General features: G+C 61.5%; 14 protein-coding genes. 8 read left to right on the top strand and 6 right to left on the bottom strand.

All coding sequences use genetic code 11. The features are described 5' to 3' along the window. Positions 1 to 110: 110 nt before the first annotated feature. The 3 genes from SAB01S_RS13615 to SAB01S_RS13605 all read right to left on the bottom strand — a co-directional run bounded on the left by SAB01S_RS13615 (position 111) and on the right by SAB01S_RS13605 (position 3,478). Complete coding sequence (locus tag SAB01S_RS13615) at positions 111 to 854, bottom strand: RES family NAD+ phosphorylase (protein WP_061940023.1); 744 nt, start codon at positions 852 to 854, stop codon at positions 111 to 113. Continuing rightward, positions 847 to 1,533 (bottom strand): hypothetical protein, encoded by a 687-nt coding sequence (locus tag SAB01S_RS13610; protein ID WP_245646489.1) that lies wholly within the window; start codon positions 1,531 to 1,533, stop codon positions 847 to 849. The genes SAB01S_RS13615 and SAB01S_RS13610 overlap by 8 nt, the downstream gene beginning before the upstream one ends. Before the next feature lie 806 nt (positions 1,534 to 2,339). Continuing rightward, positions 2,340 to 3,478, bottom strand: a protein-coding gene (locus SAB01S_RS13605; RefSeq protein WP_099187111.1) for an IS3 family transposase whose coding sequence is annotated in 2 segments (ribosomal slippage) — positions 2,340 to 3,211 and positions 3,211 to 3,478 — 1,140 coding nt in all. Because the reading frame shifts where the segments join, the coding sequence is not laid out codon by codon here. A gap of 121 nt (positions 3,479 to 3,599) precedes the next feature. Here SAB01S_RS13605 and SAB01S_RS13595 point away from each other — a divergent pair. From SAB01S_RS13595 to SAB01S_RS13575, 5 genes are all read left to right on the top strand, one after another. Continuing rightward, complete coding sequence (locus SAB01S_RS13595; RefSeq protein WP_439646681.1) at positions 3,600 to 4,469, top strand: DUF7146 domain-containing protein; 870 nt, start codon at positions 3,600 to 3,602, stop codon at positions 4,467 to 4,469. An 80-nt stretch (positions 4,470 to 4,549) separates the two neighbouring features. After that, positions 4,550 to 8,767, top strand: a complete 4,218-nt coding sequence (locus SAB01S_RS13590) for a strawberry notch-like NTP hydrolase domain-containing protein (RefSeq protein ID WP_061934253.1) — start codon at positions 4,550 to 4,552, stop codon at positions 8,765 to 8,767. Between the two features lie 69 nt (positions 8,768 to 8,836). After that, positions 8,837 to 10,921 (top strand): ParB/RepB/Spo0J family partition protein, encoded by a 2,085-nt coding sequence (locus SAB01S_RS13585; protein WP_061934255.1) that lies wholly within the window; start codon positions 8,837 to 8,839, stop codon positions 10,919 to 10,921. A gap of 83 nt (positions 10,922 to 11,004) precedes the next feature. Next, the gene (locus SAB01S_RS13580; protein ID WP_061934257.1) at positions 11,005 to 11,952 is read left to right on the top strand and encodes an ArdC family protein; all 948 of its coding nucleotides are present in this window, start codon (positions 11,005 to 11,007) and stop codon (positions 11,950 to 11,952) included. Between the two features lie 363 nt (positions 11,953 to 12,315). Further along, positions 12,316 to 12,927, top strand: a complete 612-nt coding sequence (locus SAB01S_RS13575; protein WP_061934259.1) for a DUF6927 domain-containing protein — start codon at positions 12,316 to 12,318, stop codon at positions 12,925 to 12,927. A 183-nt stretch (positions 12,928 to 13,110) separates the two neighbouring features. Here SAB01S_RS13575 and SAB01S_RS13570 read toward each other — a convergent pair whose 3' ends face one another. Beyond that, positions 13,111 to 13,704: a sigma factor-like helix-turn-helix DNA-binding protein gene (locus SAB01S_RS13570; protein WP_061934261.1), complete on the bottom strand. Its 594-nt coding sequence runs from the start codon at positions 13,702 to 13,704 to the stop codon at positions 13,111 to 13,113. Between the two features lie 80 nt (positions 13,705 to 13,784). Next, a complete protein-coding gene (locus tag SAB01S_RS13565; protein ID WP_061934263.1) occupies positions 13,785 to 14,390 on the bottom strand; it encodes a twin-arginine translocation signal domain-containing protein in 606 nt (201 codons plus the stop codon). A 261-nt stretch (positions 14,391 to 14,651) separates the two neighbouring features. On the opposite strand from SAB01S_RS13565, the gene SAB01S_RS13560 reads away from it, so the two are divergent. After that, positions 14,652 to 14,798, top strand: a complete 147-nt coding sequence (locus SAB01S_RS13560) for a hypothetical protein (protein ID WP_162492717.1) — start codon at positions 14,652 to 14,654, stop codon at positions 14,796 to 14,798. 95 nt (positions 14,799 to 14,893) lie between these two features. Here the strand turns inward: SAB01S_RS13560 and SAB01S_RS13555 are convergent, their stop codons facing one another. Then, on the bottom strand, positions 14,894 to 15,385 hold the full coding sequence (locus tag SAB01S_RS13555) for a hypothetical protein (protein ID WP_061934265.1): 492 nt from the start codon (positions 15,383 to 15,385) through the stop codon (positions 14,894 to 14,896). 111 nt (positions 15,386 to 15,496) lie between these two features. On the opposite strand from SAB01S_RS13555, the gene SAB01S_RS13550 reads away from it, so the two are divergent. Next, positions 15,497 to 16,102 (top strand): DUF7007 domain-containing protein, encoded by a 606-nt coding sequence (locus SAB01S_RS13550; RefSeq protein WP_139111423.1) that lies wholly within the window; start codon positions 15,497 to 15,499, stop codon positions 16,100 to 16,102. Continuing rightward, positions 16,099 to 17,139 (top strand): deazapurine DNA modification protein DpdA family protein, encoded by a 1,041-nt coding sequence (locus tag SAB01S_RS13545; protein WP_082718596.1) that lies wholly within the window; start codon positions 16,099 to 16,101, stop codon positions 17,137 to 17,139. The genes SAB01S_RS13550 and SAB01S_RS13545 overlap by 4 nt, the downstream gene beginning before the upstream one ends. Position 17,140 lies beyond the last annotated feature (1 nt).

Raw genomic sequence — 17,140 nt, 5'->3', positions numbered from 1 at the left:
CAATAGCCCCGTCACGCAGCGATACGCTGCGGCTCACCTTCTCAAAGAATCCAGTCCGCATCTGAAAATCGTTTGACCGATGGCACTTGATCGCTCCAACCAGCGGCGGCTTATCTGCCGATAAGCTTCACCCCTATGTCGTCGGCCAATTTGACGAGTCCCGCATAAGTCGCGTCATCTCCGACAAGGTCAACCGATGGCGCGGTAAGGGTCAAAAGACCCGGCGCAAGCCGGTCCCCAAAGAGGATGATCGCCTGAGCAGTGTCGTCCTGGCGAGACACCCAGCATAAGCCTTGCACGTCGGCGCATTGGGCATGAACCGCTTCGGCCCATGCTCGCGTCTGCGGGTAGAGATCCTTTTCCGTGTCAATCAGATCGGCGCGTGGGATACCAAGCTTCCGCAGGGCCTTGTTGGTGAGGTTCGCAAGCGTCAGCTCGGCAGCTGAAATGAGCTGCGAATGATGATGATGCCGGATTTTCCGCTTGGCGACTGTCTTCAGGCCCGCTGCAAAGGGGACATCGTGGAAGACAGTTTCCATCACTGCACACTCGAAGGTCGTGCCGCCATAGACGGTTGGGATAGGATTGCCGGCGGCATCACAGATCGGACTGAACCGCGCATTGCCGTTGAGACCGGGATTAAACTGATCCGCCGTGTACACATCTGGATGGACACGATGAATGATCTCGCCAGATGTCCAGCTTGTCCGCTTCACCAACTTATCGAGGTCCGACGGCGGTGCCTTGATCAACCGCGTCGCACCAATGCCGGCAGCCGCGCGGGTCGCTGTCGGGACATCAGGAGCGGTGGACTTGCTGGACATTGGGGTGGCCGGACGTTTGGCCTTACCCATGCAGCACCCCTGCCATCTCGTCTTCGGCCGCCGCAAGCACGCGGTCAGGCGCGCTCGCCAAAATATCCTTCGGCGCCACGCCACCCAGGAAGCTGTTCGCAGACGCGAACCAGACCGCGATATCCCAATCTTCCAAATCATTGCCGAACAGCTTCAGGATTGGCGCGAGCTGCTTGACAGGGCGATAGCCCGCATCTGCATCGAGGGCGTAACCAGGATAATAGTCGCTGCCATTGCGCCGCAAGGCGAAGATCTTGCCCTCGCGCTTCCACTTGTTGGGCTGCGCGCTGGCATTTTGTCCGCTAAAACCAGCAATCTCTGATAGTTGGGCAGCGCTCAACCATTCTCCGCTTTCCAGAACCGCCTTGCGCGCTTCGGCGTTCATCCTCGCTTCGGTCAGCAGGTGCTCGGGCAACGGAACCTGTGGGACAAGGGCGTCGACCAGCTTTTCGAGCGTCGCATTTTCCTGATCAGCGATCTTGCGTACGATCATCGGTGCAATGAGGCGCACGGCCTCTGCAAATGCCGCAGTAATCCGCTTGCTGCCATGGTCGAGCTTGAGCGCAACGATCTGGTCATCGTCCGCCCCCTTCAGCCGCTCGCGGATTTCATGCACAGAACCGGCCAGCGCCTCAATGCCGAGACTGGCCAGTTCGCTATTGGGGATCGATGCCATCATCTGTTCCATTCGAATATCTCGGTTATCAATATACAGTGATAATCTTAATATTCAATGGTCCATCGTGACCGAGCCGGTTTGCTTTCGTAGGCAGTCGTAGCCGGTACTCGGGAACGCTCATCGCTCACGTGTACGAGACGATGGAAACCGCCGCCGACACACTCACGAATAATGCTTCGACATGGCGCTTGCTGGACCTATGCTCCCCGTCCAACGACTCGTAGGAGAGGGCATAATGAGGACGTCGAACGACGCCGGCTATCCATTCCATCGGTCACAGCCAGAGGCACGAAAGGCCATCGACGCGCTCCTTCGTGGGGATTGCGCAGAAGCTATTTGCATCCAACCCGAACTTGCCCTTCGCCCGCAAATGCGCGCCATGGCCGCGATGCGGCCCCCTTCATTCATGCATTAGAGGATTGCCGCGGTAGCCCGTCCGCGTCCTGCAGGTATCGGCATCGAGGAGATGTTACCGCCGCGTTCGCCGATGGGACCGGCACGCAAAGCAATCCATATTCAGGCTTGCAGCAATAACCCTTAATAAGAGCGTCCGCGGCACGCTCATATTAAGGGTTATTGGTCATTGGCACCGGACCCAGGCACGCGCGAATTGTAGCTGCCATGGCCGTAGCGAGGCCGGAAGAGAGGTGGCCGGGTTGGTCTGAACAGGGATCGGCACTTGATAAGTGGATCGTCTGCCGGTTCTTTGCTCGCACTGCCGATATGGGGCGTCATGTAGGGAGGGCGTAGCCCGACCGGAGTGACGCCCCATATCGGCGGCCAAATTAGCTTCGCTGGCCTTTGGCTCATGCTGCCATCGCCAGCGGCAGGTTGTCAAAATATGCCTGGTCCGGGGTCCGGGCACCAAGGCTCGAATGCGGCCTCCTTGCGTTGTAAAAGTTCAGATAACGACCGATCGATACCCGGGCTTCGCTGACCGCGGCGTAGGCGCGGAGGTAAACCTCCTCGTATTTCACCGAGCGCCACAGGCGCTCGACCACCACATTGTCGCGCCATGCGCCCCGTCCGTCCATGCTGATGGCGATTTCCTCCCGGTGCAGCACGCTGGTGAAGGCGAGCGAAGTGAACTGACTGCCTTGGTCGGTGTTGAAAATCTCCGGTTTTCCGAAGCGCGCGAGCGCTTCCTCCAATGCTTCGACACAGAAGTCGGCCTCCATCGTGATCGACACCCGCCAAGCCAGGACCTTCCGGCTGAACCAATCGACGATGGCCACGAGATAGACGAACCCCCTCGCCATCGGGATGTAGCTGATGTCCGTCGCCCAGACCTGGTTGGGCCGCACAATCGGCAGTTTGCGCAGCAGGTAGGGGTAGATCTTGTGCCCTGGCATCGGCTTCGATGTGTTCGGGCGACGGTAAATCGCCTCGATCGCCATCTTCTTCATCAGCGTGGCGACATGCTGGCGGCCGATCCCGATGCCTTCCTGCCGCAGCAGATCGCGCAGCATCCGACTGCCTGCGAATGGAAATTCGAGGTGCAACTCGTCGATGCGCCGCATGATCGTTAGATCCGCCGCCGAGACCGGCCTGGGCAGGTAATAGACGCTCCCCCGGCTGATCCCCAGTTCCCGCGCCTGCCGGGCCAGCGGCAAACTGTGCGAACGGTCGATCATCGTTTTGCGCTCGGCAACAGACCGGCCTTCCCGAGCGCGCCGGCCAAAAAATCATTCGCCAGCGTCAACTCGCCGATCTTGGCGTGCAGCGTCTTCACGTCGACCGGCGGTTCGCCCGTTTCCGACGCGTTGCCCGAACCAAACACGCCTGCTGCGCCCTCCAGCAACTGGCTACGCCACGTCGTGATCTGGTTCGGATGCACGTCAAATTGCTGCGCCAACTCGGCCAGCGTCTTCTCGCCCTTCACGGCAGCCAATGCCACCTTCGCCTTGAAAGCCGGGCTGTGGTTCCGGCGGGGTCGTTTGCTCATCTCTGCTCCTGTCTCGCGGCCATCCTGGCCGCCGTCAGGCAGAAAATCCACTTAGCTCACTGTCCAGTTTTGCCAGGCCACCTCTGAAGAGAGAAGAGGGGGAGGGGCATGAGCAGGAGAAATGCTTATGTCCCTCATTGCGCACAAACCATCCCAGGAACTCGTCGATCTGGTCCAGGCCCTTGGTGGCAGGTGGCACGGTCCCATTGCCATGTGCCGGTGCCCGGCCCATGCCGACAATGATCCGAGTCTATCCCTTCGGCAGGGCGATCGGGGTATATTGGTCACCTGCTTTGCCGGCTGCACCCGTGAGGACGTTCTTCGAGAATTGACCCGGGTTCGCATCACCCAGCGCGGAACGCCACCTGAAACGACAAGCCGGGCTGGCACCGGCAACGCCGTTCGCGTCTGGAACGAGGCCGTGGACGTTCGTAACACGCTTGGCGAACGCCATCTGGCGCGGCGTCACTTCACCACGATTCCGCCGGATGTCCGCTATCATCCGCGCTGTCCCTATTTGCCCAAACCTCACACCCAGTTCCTACCCGCTTTGCTGGTCGCAGTTCGCGAGCGACGGCAACTGACGGCGATTCAGCGAATATTCCTCGACCCGGAAACGGCTGACTACACACACAAGGCGATGCTGGGAACGCCCCGGCACGGTGCGTGGCAGGGTGGATATCCTCGCCGGATTCTGGGGATTGCCGAAGGCTTCGAAGACGCCCGCGCCTTCACATTGCTGCGCAACATTCCCTGCTGGGCGTCCCTCGGCGCGCGCCGATTTGATCAGCTGATCATCCCTGATCATGTCGAGATCCTGATGCTCGCCCACGATAATGATCCTGAGGGCCTCCGTGCCGCCAACGTGGCCGCTCAGCGCTATGCTCGGCCGCGTCTCGCTATCCACCATGCTCCGCCGTCCGTGAATTTCGGTGATTGGGCCGAGCTTCTCGCCGCCCGCATGGAGCAGGGGGCGAACCTTCCTGGCTGATACGGTCCGGGACAGGAAAGGGGAGGGGGATCGGGAGAAGGTGCAGCTGCCAGGAGGGCAGCCAACCTTCGGAGATCTTCATGACCGACCTGTTCGAGGCAACCGCCCGCGCCGACCGCGAGGCCGCTGACTTGCTTTGTCGCCATCTTGACGGCAATGAACCGATAACACGTCGCCACCTCAATGATGCCATGGTGCAGGCCTTCGGCGGAAGCGATGCCGACGGCCGCTGGACCCAGCGCGACAGCTTCGAGATCCTTGAACATGCGCTGGCGCTGCATCTGGTGCGGCAACCGACGCCGCCATCATCGCTGACCGAGGTGCGAGCCGCCATCACCTTGGTTGACCGCTTGCCCACCCAGACGGTGCGCAGCGAGCAACAGATTGCCTGGCAGCAATTCTCCACCCCCGTCGATATCGCTGCGCTGGCTGTGGTGCTCGCAGATGTGCAGCACGATGACATCATCCTGGAACCCAGCGCGGGCAACGGCCTACTGATCGCCCAGTGCGGTCCACATGAATCGTTGCACCTCAACGAACTGGATCCAGCCCGCCGCGCGCGGCTCGCCTCCGCATTCCCTCATGCCAGCATCACCGGCCATGACGGGGCGACGCTCAATTCCACCCTCGCATCAATCGAGCGGCCGACGCTCGTTCTCATGAATCCGCCTTTCGCGCGCTCGTTTGGACGCGGTGCCGATGACTATGCCGCCGTTCGTCATCTCCAGGCCGCGCTCAGGATGCTTCGCCCAGGTGGAAGACTCGTCACTATCATGCCCGACTGGTTCAGCAACAACGGTCGGATGCGCGACCAGTTCGAAACCACCCTGCGCGATACAAGCGTGCGAACCTCGCTGCGCTTGGAAAAATGCTACACCAAGCATGGCACATCGATCGCCGTCAGGTTGTTCGTGATCGACAAAGTGCCGGGCGGCACAGTTCCATCGACGATCCAGCGGGCCTCCGTTGCGGATTTCCTAGATTGCTGCACGGTTGCTGCGCGCTCGGAGGTTCGGACCGTCACGGCCCCCGCGCCCAAACGTAGCGCGGGCATCTCCCTGTTCCGCGCGGTCAAAAGCACCAAGCCCGCGCCACGACCCTGGCATGCGCCGGTGAAAAATGATGTCCTGCCGGTCGATTACACGCCGCTCGATATCCCGGCGCCGCTGCTCGAACAGACCGGCATCTATCTTCCCTATCGGCCCAGCCGTATAGCTTTCACATCCGCCGGCGAACATCCGACCGCACTGGTGGAGTCGATCGCCATGGGGTCGATCCCGGCGCCCATCCCAAGCTACGTCCCGCATTTGCCCGAACGGACCGTCACGGAACGGCTGCTCTCCGCATCCCAGCTCGAAACCGTCGTCTATGCCGGCCACGCCTGGTCGCAATTCCAGCCGGGACGCTCCAGGCCTGACAAGGAGGGCGTTGGCCTTGTCATAGCCGAAGATGGCGACCGTTATCGCAAGGGCTTTTTCCTGGGCGACGGCACCGGGGCAGGGAAGGGGAGGCAGGTCGCCGCCTGCATCCTCGACAATTGGCTCGCCGGCCGTCGCCGCAACATCTGGGTTACCAAGAATGAGCCGCTGCTCGAAGACGCGCGCCGCGACTGGACTGCGCTCGGTGGCGTCGCAGCCGATATCCAGCCGATCAACAACTGGAAGATCGACGAGCCCATCACGCTCCAGGACGGGGTGTTGTTCGTCACCTATCCGACCCTCCGCTCGATGCGATCCGATCATAGCCGCTTGCGGCAGATCATTGAGTGGGCAGGGGCTGATTTCGAAGGCGTGATAGCCTTCGACGAAGCCCATGAGATGGGCGGCGTGGCAGGCGGGGAAGGGGCTCTTGGCGCCAAGGCTGGATCGCAACAGGGTATCTGCGGCGTCCGGCTCCAGAACCATCTTCCGCTCGCTCGCGTCCTCTATGCGTCGGCCACCGGCGCCTCCGAGGTCAACAATCTTGCTTATGCGGTGCGCCTGGGGCTGTGGGGACCAGAAACGGCCTTCGCCGATCGGGAACGGTTCATCACCGACATCCGTCAGGGCGGCATTGCGGCCATGGAATTGGTGGCGCGTGATTTGAAGGCCATGGGCCTCTACCTTTGCCGGGCGCTGAGCTTCGCCGGCGTTGAATATGATGTGCTCAAGCACAGCCTGACCCCGGCACAGATCGAGATCTACGACATCTATAGTTCGGCGTGGTCGGTCATTCATCGCAATATGGAGGCGGCGCTTGAACAGACCGGCGTTGTCGATGGCCTTGAGAACACGACCCTCAATAGCGGCGCCAATGCCGCGGCGCGGTCGCGCCTGCACAGCACGGTGCAGCGCTTCTTCGGCCAAGTGCTTCTCTCGATGAAATTGCCGACAGTGATCGCTGCGGTCGATCACCATTTGCGCGAGGGTCAATCGGTGGTGCTGCAGCTTGTGACCACGGCAGAGTCCATTCTCGATCGTCGCCTTGGAGCGCTCAGTCCTGATGAGCGGGCGGAGCTTAGTTTGGACTTGTCTCCGGTCGATTTCATGGTGGATTATCTCGAACGCGCCTTTCCAACGCGCCAAATGCGGGTCTTCACCGACGATACTGGCACCGCCCGATCGGAGCCGATGACCGATGATCATGGTAATCCTGTCTATAACCCACAGGCCGAAGCGGCGCGCGCCGGGCTCATAGAGCATATCTGCGCGCTACCGCCGATCGCGGCCGCGCTCGATGGGCTGCTGGAGCATTTCGGCCATGACCATGTCGCCGAGGTCACCGGGCGGACCAAAAGGCTGGTATCGACCGGCGGTGGCGCGCAGAAGCTGGAAAGCCGATCCACCCGCTCGTCCCAGGCCGACGCTGCGGCATTCATGGCTGGAACCAAGCGCATCCTGGTCTTTTCCGACGCCGGCGGCACCGGCCGCTCCTATCATGCTTCGCTCGACGTGGTGAACCAGGAGCAGCGCGTTCATTTCCTGCTCGAACCGGGGTGGCGCGCTGACCGGGCGATCCAAGGCCTCGGCCGAACCCACCGTACCCACCAGGCCAGCTCCCCGCTGTTCCGGCCGGTCACGACCGACTGCAAGGGCGAGTTGCGCTTCACCAGCACGATCGCCCGGCGGCTCGATAGCCTGGGTGCGCTCACGCGCGGCCAGCGCCAGACCGGCGGCCAAAACTTGTTCGACCCTGCCGACAATCTGGAGAGCGAATATGCCTGTGCCGCGCTGACCAGCTGGTTCCACCTGCTCGTGAACGGCAAACTTCAGAGCGTCAGCTTTACCGAGTTCGAGGAGCTGACCGGGCTCGAACTGACCGACAAGGACGGCATATTGAAGGAGGACCTGCCGCCGATCCAGCGCTGGCTCAATCGCTTGCTCGCGCTCCCCATCGATCTTCAGAACCGGATTTTCGACGAGTTCCTGACGCTGGTCGAAACCCGTGTCACGGCTGCGCGCGAAGCGGGGCGGCTCGATGTCGGCGTCGAAACCATGTTGGTTGATGATGCGACCATCCTTGATGATACCGTGCTGCGCACCGATCCGCTCAGCGGCGCCACCTCGCATCTTATCACCATCGAGGTTGCCCGACGCCGAACGCCCGTATCGCTGGAACGCATCCTTCGGATCGCCGATGCCGATGATGCGTCGGAGTTTCTGATCAACGGCAAGTCCGGCAAGGTGGCGCTACAGGTGCAGGCACGCTCCCTGATGGAAGAGAATGACGGTACGCCCATTCCCCGCGTCGAGCTGATGCGGCCCACCCGGCGGGAATATCAGCGCGTAGCGGACATGTTTGAAACCGCCTGGAAACCCATCTTGCGCGAGGATTTTGCCGAGCGCTGGGCGGCCGAGGCCGATGAAGCTGCGCAGACGCTGGAACGCGAGACCATCCGGATAGCGACCGGATTGCTGCTGCCCATCTGGTCAGCGCTTCCGAGCGATCATCTGATCGTCAACCGCATTGCCACGGCCGATGGCCGCTCTTGGCTGGGCCGCATGGTCTATGATGAACATGTCGCCCACCTCTACACCAAGCTAGGCGTGGATCGTGCCGACAATCTCCCGGCGGACCAGATTGCGAAATCGGTTCTGTCGGGCCGGAGCGTCGACCTTGTCCGTCCCTTCGCGATCACCGTCAAGCGGGCGATCGTGAACGGCAAGCCGCGTATCGAACTGGTCGGGGCGCCGGCGGCCCAGTTGCCTTGGCTTAAATCGTTGGGCGCCTTCACTGAAATCATCCAGTTTCGGACTCGGGTCTTTTTGCCGGTGGCCGAAGCGGAGTTGATCCTGGGGAAAATCCTCGAACCAACCTGATGCGATGAAAGGGAAGGGGGAGCGGGGAGGGTGTCCGGGCTGAACCGGACGCCAGAAGGAGTTACCCCCGTGATCGATTCCATCAAGCTCTCCAAGCTCCGCCTTTCCCCCATCAACGTCCGCAAGCGGCCCGATGATCAGCTTCAGATCCCGCAATTGGCCGCCGATATTGACGCGCGCGGCGTTCTCCAGAATCTGCTGGTCACGCCGGCGAAGAAGCCACGCGGCACCTTTGAGGTGTTCGACGGCGGCCGCCGGCTGCGCGCGCTCATGCTGCTCGCCGAACAGGGTGACATTGATGCGGGCGCCTATGATGTGCCAGTGAAGGTTCTCCAGGGCGACGAAGCGACACTCACCGAAACCTCGACCGCTGCCAATTTCCAGCAGTTGCGGATGACGCCAGCCGAAGAATGCCGGGCCTTCCAGCATTTCATCGGCACGAGCGGCGATATCGACGGGGTCGCGAAACGCTTCGGTGTCACCCGGCGCTTCGTGGAAGGCCGGCTGCGGCTCGCCTCGCTTGCCGAACCAATCTTCACCGCGCTCAGCGAAGGCGAGATTACGCTCGATATGGCTAAGGCCTTCGCTTCGACCGAAAATCGCGACAAGCAACTGCTCGTCTGGGACAGTTACAATATTTCCTACACCTCGGCCGATACCATCCGCCGTGCCATCAGCAACGAGACGATGAACGCCAGCGACGCGATCGCCATTCTCGTCGGGCACGAGCGCTACGAGGCGGAAGGCGGACGGATCGACCGCGATCTCTTCAGCGAAAATGGCGATCGCTGGATCGACCCGGAAATCGCCCACCGTCTCGCCGGCGAGATCATGGAAGCGGAAGCCGCGCGCCTGGGCGAAGAGAGCGGCCTTGCCTGGATCCGCCCGATTGCCAGCAGCTATACCCATAGCGCGGCGCATGGACTGTACCGCGTCCATCTCCCGCAGCCCGAGCTGACCCTGGAACAGGCCGAGCGTCTTCAGGCGATCGAGGTGCGCCGCGAGGAGATCGAAACCGAGCTCGAAGATGAGGATTTGGCCGAAGAAGCCTACGATACGCTCAACAGCGAAGATGACGCGCTCTTTGCCGAATGGCAGGAAATCGACAATCGCGCTCCCATCCTGCCCGACGCTTATAAGCCGTTGGTCGGCCTTTTCCTCACCCTCCAGCCCGACGGCGCGATGAAGCTCGACAGCTGCTATTATAGCGAGCAGCCCATCCGTACCGAGGCCGAGGAGGGGAGGGGCACTGGCAATGGCAGCGAGGGAACCAGCCTCTCGGGCGGGGGCGGTGCCTCCCCAGCGCCCAGCCTTCCGCCGGAAAATGTCGCGCCCGGCGGCAAGCCACTCAGCGCCCGTCTCTATGATGAACTCGCGATGCAGCGCCGCGACATATTGGCAGCGGCCCTCCTGGCTGAACCAGCGCTTGCGCTCGACTATGCAATCTTCTGCATGGTCGACGAGCGCGGTTACGGCTCGGACCCGGTCGGCTCCACTATCCGGGCCGGCAAGCCGCAGGATCCTGTTTCGGGTGCGGTGCCTGCTTCCCATGCCCGCGATTATCTTGCCGAGGCCCATGATGGCCTCAATGTCGCATGGAAGGATCACAAGTCGGTCATCGATCGCTTCGAGGCATTCCGCGCCCTGGATGATGATAGCAAGGCGGCATGGCTTGCTTTCGCGGTGGCGATGTCGCTGGAGGCCAAGGCCGGATATCGCAACGAGCAGGTGCCTCTCCACGATCGGCTCGGTACCATACTCGAAATCGACTCCGCCCATTGGTGGCGGCCGACGTCGGAAAATTATTTCGATCGCATTCCCAAGGCCTCGACGCTGGCGCTGCTCAATGAGGTTGGGGGACCGGCCGTCATGGCGCGGCATGCGACGCTCAAGAAGCCGGAGATCTCCGCGAGCTGCCATAAACTGTTCGCCGGCGAGTCGATCGTCGAACCGGAGGTGAAGGAAGCGGCTCTCGCCTGGGTTCCGGACATCATGCGCTTCCGCGACACCGCTGCCGACAGCGTCGAGCCAGCGGAATCGGTCGAGGCTCAGGACCCCGAGGCCGGCGAACGGAACGACGAAACCGGACAAGACGATGCGGTCGATGAGACCGCCGAAGAAGAAGCGGTGGATGACGCGGCTGAAGCGGCCTGATCGATCGCCCCTTCTCTCCCGACGACCCGCCGGCACGATCGACCCGTCGGCGGGTCCACGCCTCGCACCTTAGGGGAACGGCCATGGCGTCCAAGAAGACAAGCCGCGAGGTCGCGGCAGAAATCACCGCGCTCATTATCCGCAAGCTGGAAGAAGGTGTGGCGCCCTGGAAACGGCCCTGGGCTGTCACTGGCGCCGGTGGCCGGCCGCTGCGCCATTGCGGCACGCCGTACACCGGCATCAATAATCTTTATCTCTGGGCGATTGCTGACGCCTGCGGCTATCGCTCGCGCTTCTGGATGACCCGCCGGCAAGCCGAGGAGCTTGGTGGCAATGTGCGGTCCGGTGAGTCCGGTTCGCTCTCCGTCTATTATTCGGCCTTTACCAAAAGGAAGAATGATCCAGCGACCGGAGAGGAACGTGATCGCAAGTTTCGCTTCCTGCGCCACTATGTCGTTTATAATTGCGATCAGGTCGATGGCCTGCCCGACTTCTACTATCCACCGGTCCTGCCGGACACACCTATCGACCCATCGGCACGGCAGGCTGAGATCGATCGCTTCTTCAACGCCATACCCGCTGATGTCCGCCATGGCGGCAATGAAGCCTATTATAATCCGTCACGGGATTATATTCAGCTGCCCGCTCCGCGATCATTCAAGTCGATGGATTATTATGCCAGTGTTCGCGCGCATGAAAGCCTGCACTGGTCCGGTTCCGCGTCACGCCTGGCAAGAGTATTCGGCAAGAGATTTGGCGACAAGGCTTATTGCTTCGAAGAACTCGTCGCCGAAATAGGTTCAGGTCTGATTTGTGCTGATCTTGGACTGCCCCATGAACTGCATGATAGTCATGCAAGCTACGTAGGTCAATGGATTTCCGTTTTGAAAGCGGACACGACCGCGATCATCCACGCGGCGTCCAAGGCCGAGCAGGCCTTTACCTATCTGCGACAATTCAGCGAAAGCACAGATGAGGTCAATAAACCTATGCCTGCCGCTGCGGACCACCCGGCCGCGCTGGCCGCCTGATCGGGAGACACATCATGGCCCTGGAAATCTCGAAAATGCTTCACCTCTCGACGGCCCATGTTACGCCAGCTGTCGCCGAGGCCTTGGACCGTCATGTCGAAGTCGTCCATCCTCCCGGTCAGAAATCCGATCCAGGCCTATGGCAAAGTCATCTCGTGCCGAACGCTGGTCGGAATATGGTTGGTTCATCTGGGTCAAGTCGACCAGCCGTGAACTGATGCCAAAGCGGCTGCAGGAATGCCTCGCTTTTGCCGAGGGCATCGGGATAACCTGGATCAGTTCGACCGCGACTGCGAGCCGATTGCCAACCTTCCGACCTATGACTGGCCCTGACCGGCTAACATTCAACACAGGAGATAAGCCATGGGATGGCTCACCATGCCGTTCAGCTCGATGGGCGGTTACAAGACCGCGAGCGCCTATCTGGATGCTCAACTCACCTATGAACGTGAATTGGAAGATGGCACGACGCAGGGTCTTCGGGTTCTGGCTTCTTCCTGTCCAGGGAACCGCGTCTATTATGCAGCGGTGCAGTCCATCACCAACGGTATTCCGGGTGAGGTCTTCGCTGTCGTCTGTCTCGTTAAATGGAGTCCCCGCAGCCCAAGCGGTGAGAATTTCGGATATAAGGATATGAGCGAATCCGCAGGGCCGCACGAAGCAGAATGCCCCGCCGATATTCTGGGCCTGCTGACGACGACTGACAGCGAATATGCGCTCGATTGGCGCCGGCGTTGCCTTGCCCGATTGCGTCTTCGCTCCCGTGCCCTCCGCAGCGGCGACCGGGTGCGCTTGGCATCCCCATTGCGGTTCACCGACGGAGAGACACGCGATCAATTCATCGTCGAAAAGCGTGGCCGCACCATGCGCTTCCGCGACGCCCAAGGTGGCAGCCTTTGCCATATCAACCACTTCATGGATCGGCACTGGCTCATCGTGCCGACGACCCGGGTCCATAAGACGGTCTTCGGATGAAGGGGAGGCCGTCTATCCTGTTGCACCGATGAGGGAATGTCATGTTCGCCAAGGATGAACCCATCTCGCCCAAGCGCCGCGCCCTGTGCAGCCGCGAAAATGCGGAGCGCATCGCATCGCGGATCTTCGATCAGGGCTTCTGCCCCGTGAGCGTCATCCGAACCGGAGATGCGCTCCAACCCTTCAGGGTTTCGACGGCACCGTCGCAGGATGATCATGTTGAATTGCAGATGGTGTCGTGAGGCGACGCCCTTGTTCCTTCAGCCAGTCGGCATAGGAGAGCGGGCTTTGAGCAATGGCTCGAATGGCGCGCAACATTCGACGCCTGACGATCCATTTGAAGGTCCGCTGGCGTCGAGCGATGTCTGCATAGCTCAGTCCCTCGAGCCGGTTCAACAGAAAAGCCTCGCGGACCTGCACTGGCATCGTCGCCAGAACCGCCTGCCTCACGAGCAGGTCGTCATCTTCAGCATCGCCCCATGCTATGATTTCCCGCCTTCCCCGGATGCGCAACGCCTGCTCGCAATAGGCGCGGTGCCGCTGTCGCAGCGCCCGTTCCGCAGGCTCGATATTTGCGTTTTGCGAGCGACTGGGCTTCTCCCCGTCCATCACCGTCGCGACCATGGCCAGCGCTTCGGCGAGGCACGCCTGGACGGCTAAAGCATCGATGGACAGGCGGCCCGCAATTTCCGCGAAGGACAGATCATCATCTCGGCACAGCAGGAAAATCTCGCCCATCAGCGCGGGCAGATCGTTCACGGCGGCGTCGATGGCCACCAGCCTCGCCGCGTCAGGTCGGGTCTTGGCAGTCTCCCGGGGTAATGGGGAGATTGCTGATGTCCGGTGGGTGTGCGGCATCATGCCTGCACCTCACGCTGTTCGCGCCGCCAACCATTCGGGCGGCGATGGCCGGTCACATCATGGACATGGTCGAGCAGCGTGCGAAGCAATGGTGCAACCTTGCTTGTCGTGAAGCCGCCATCGTCCGGTCGCGCTTCAAATCGATGGGCATGGCCCCACTTCCAATATGGCGAAAGGACGGCTGCTAACCGCGCCATGTCCGGGCAGCCATGCCCGAAGCCGGTTGCGTTGGCATAGGCAAGCGACTTGGCGACATCGAGACGGATGTGCCGCGCATTCCATTCGTCGGAAAAGCCGATGTCGAGCAAGTAGGAGGACAGGCCCAGTTGGACGACAATGCCGGATCGATACAGCATTTCGCCGACGTCATTGCCGCAGATGCCCTGGTTCAATCCCCACAAGAAGGACTCTGCATTATGATAGCGGAACCGGCTCAGACTTCGGCCCTCCCTGGTCCGCGCAAGGGTGGCTGGCTGGTCTTCATACTGCGTGTGCAGCACGGCCAGCGCATCGCTTGCGGGCGATACGACTGCCACAACCGGGGCGGCCGTGAGTGCCCGCAAAAGATCGCGGCGTGACGGGCGGGGATCAAACTCATCCATATGCGCCTCCTTTTCCGCATCCGATGCGGTCCTTGCGGAGAAGCCGGGATGGACAGGGCACGGTCCCGGCGCTTTCCACATGATTCGCGGCGATTCCATTGCGATGGGCCAACCAGCGGATTGGCCGAATGGCAATATACGCCACCGTTTATTGCATAAACGACGTCGTATATGTAAATAAACGGTGGCGTCAATAGCTTTGGCTTGGAGATTGCAGATATGACCGTTAGCGACGAAGCAATGGGACGAAGGCCGCTTGGAATGAAGCCGACTACGGTCAGGCTATCGGAAGAGACGATCAGCCGTATCGATGCGCTGGTCGGCAACCGACGCTTCGCGCTATTTGTCCGCGAGGCGGTCGAGAATGAGTTGCGCCGCCGGGAAGAGCCGGAGAAGGCGAAGGATTAAGCCGCTTGATCGGCTGATTGAACCTGCTGGATCCGATGCAGAGTTCCGGCGGGAAGCTGCGAGGCCGGATCGACCCCGCAGCCTGAAAGTGACGCCTAGCGGCGCAACGCCTCGTCCATCCACCAGGATGGACCCTGTCGGAAATCCTCGGCCATTCCGATCATTGGTCCGTCCGGTTCATCGGCGACATAGGGCCGTTTGACCGGCATCGTCGGGATCTTCAGGCGCATCTGTTCACCCGCGACCCGCCCGCGCGGTTCGAGGAGAGTTTCGAGCCATTCGAGATCGTCGAGCATCTCGATCACCCCGCGGCCCGCCAGGCAGAAATAGATGCAGCGCTGGAAATCGTCGCAATTGTCGTTCGACAGGATCGACATCAGCTTCCGCTTTCCCGCTGCGGCGCCATCAAGGACCCACTGCGCGGCTTCCCGCAGTTCCCGCACCGAATAATAGGCGTCCTCCACCGGCATGTTGATGCAGGCGTTGGCGATCATCCGGCGCGTCGGCCGATTTTCCGCGTCGAGCGCGGCATCGCGCAGGCCAATGTCGAGATCAAAATGGCGGCGAATGTCTTTCTCAAGGCTCATGGGCACATCTCCTCGGAAAAGAACATATAGAGAACAATTCGCCGGGTCAAGCTTGGTTCGACCGGCAGAAGGAGAGGGGGAGCGAAGCCGTGAAGCAAAAAGGAGTACAACATGACGATCTTCCTACCCTCAGCCCAGCCGACCATGAGCATTTGGGGCGCCATCCAGAGCGCCGATCAGATCGCGCCCGGCATCTGGCATGTGTCGACCCCGAGCCACGGTGGCATCCTCTTGTCGGAGCAGCGGCAGGCGGCGATGCCCGATGCGCTCCGGCGCGACGAGCCCTTCTACGAGGAGGACGTTAACTGGGCGCTCGTCTATCTGGGTTTCGAGGCCGAACTGCGCCGGGTCGATCGGCCGGCCATGGGCGCGGCAATCCTGCTGGCGCACGACACCGTTCGATCCTGGCGGCCGCAGGCCTACAGTGACTTTACTGGCAAGCCAGTCACGCCCCGCGACAGTCATGTGCTGCGCGCGATCGCGGCCTATGAAGCCGTGATCGGCGAGGTCGTGGTGGTCGCCGCCTTCGGCTCTCATGCCGATTGGGTGCCGGAGGGGAAGACCGGGGTCATCGGCCGACGGGTGCTTAGCGTCGATCATCTGGGACATGCGACCTATGAGATGATCGACCATCGTGCCCTGGTCGATGCCGAGCGCTATGACAGCTGCCAGATCGTCAACAGCTTCACGGCGATCGGCGCCGAACCGTTGCCGTGACGATGGAGATCATCGTCGGGTTGCCGCATCTGGGCAAGGGGCCGATCCTCGACCGCGTGGTTGCGCTACGGCAACCGGCGCTTATTTCGGCCAACTGCCTTTCCAGATATTCCGCGAGCAAGGGATGGCGCGATTGGACGAGATGGAGAACCGGGCAGCTCGCCAACGCTCGTCCGCTGGCATCGCTTCATCTCGACAGCGCGGGTTTCGTCGCGACGGCGCGCTATGGAGCATTCCCCTGGTCGATCGCCCATTATGTGGCGCTTGCCGCCGCCTTTCCATTCCGATGGTGGGCCAGCGCCGACTATTGCGTGGAACAGGAAATTGCCGCTGACCGCGCACAGGTGCTTGAACGGCTGTCACGCACCATCGCGGCCAATTTCGAATGCTGCCGCCGCGCCGATGATCATGGTATCTTGTCGACCATGATGCCGGTGATCCAGGGCCGTCGACCCTGCGATTATGAGCGCTGCCTCGACGCGCTATGGGGATTGATCGAGCGTGCGCCGCTTATCGGTGTCGGCAGCATGTGCCGTCGCGAGGTCGCCGGACCTGAAGGGTTGATCGCGGTGGTCGAGCATCTCGACCGGATCTTGCCGCCGTCAACCCGCCTCCATCTGTTCGGCGTCAAAGGCCCGGCCATTCCCTATCTGCTTCCGTTCGGGAAGCGGATCCGCTCGATTGACAGCCAGGCCTATGGCACCAGCGCGCGTCGCGAGGCCCTGAGCCGGGGCATCTCAAAGACCGACCGCTTCGTTGCGGACCATCTTGAGACCTGGCTGGGCCGTCAGGCCGAGCGGCTTGGCGATGCGCCAAAAGCTCTGCCCATAAACGCTCCCAATATCACGGATGCCCTGCCGGCCGATGGGTGGGAAGCGGCGATCGCGCAGGCGCGGGGCGAGATCCAATCCTTGATCGAACAGGGTGAACTCGACCATGATGCGCTGGTCGAGCCTTGGATCCAAACATGGGCGGCCGAGATCTACCATAGTCGCAGGGATGCGTTCGGAGGAACGGCTATCCGCGCAGCGGCATGAT

It is taken from the genome of Sphingobium abikonense NBRC 16140 (genome assembly GCF_001598335.1).
Lineage (GTDB): Bacteria > Pseudomonadota > Alphaproteobacteria > Sphingomonadales > Sphingomonadaceae > Sphingobium > Sphingobium abikonense.
This window is presented reverse-complemented; position numbering and strand designations above follow the sequence as displayed.

Bases quoted from the DNA above. Each gene is read 5' to 3' on its own strand.
- SAB01S_RS13590 (WP_061934253.1), top strand. From the start codon at position 4,550: ATGACCGACCTGTTCGAGGCAACCGCCCGCGCCGACCGCGAGGCCGCT.
- SAB01S_RS13555 (WP_061934265.1), bottom strand. From the start codon at position 15,385: ATGAGCCTTGAGAAAGACATTCGCCGCCATTTTGATCTCGACATTGGC.
- SAB01S_RS13595 (WP_439646681.1), top strand. From the start codon at position 3,600: ATGCTTATGTCCCTCATTGCGCACAAACCATCCCAGGAACTCGTCGAT.
- SAB01S_RS13610 (WP_245646489.1), bottom strand. From the start codon at position 1,533: ATGATGGCATCGATCCCCAATAGCGAACTGGCCAGTCTCGGCATTGAG.
- SAB01S_RS13550 (WP_139111423.1), top strand. From the start codon at position 15,497: ATGACGATCTTCCTACCCTCAGCCCAGCCGACCATGAGCATTTGGGGC.
- SAB01S_RS13575 (WP_061934259.1), top strand. From the start codon at position 12,316: ATGGGATGGCTCACCATGCCGTTCAGCTCGATGGGCGGTTACAAGACC.
- SAB01S_RS13615 (WP_061940023.1), bottom strand. From the start codon at position 854: ATGGGTAAGGCCAAACGTCCGGCCACCCCAATGTCCAGCAAGTCCACC.
- SAB01S_RS13580 (WP_061934257.1), top strand. From the start codon at position 11,005: ATGGCGTCCAAGAAGACAAGCCGCGAGGTCGCGGCAGAAATCACCGCG.
- SAB01S_RS13565 (WP_061934263.1), bottom strand. From the start codon at position 14,390: ATGGATGAGTTTGATCCCCGCCCGTCACGCCGCGATCTTTTGCGGGCA.
- SAB01S_RS13560 (WP_162492717.1), top strand. From the start codon at position 14,652: ATGAAGCCGACTACGGTCAGGCTATCGGAAGAGACGATCAGCCGTATC.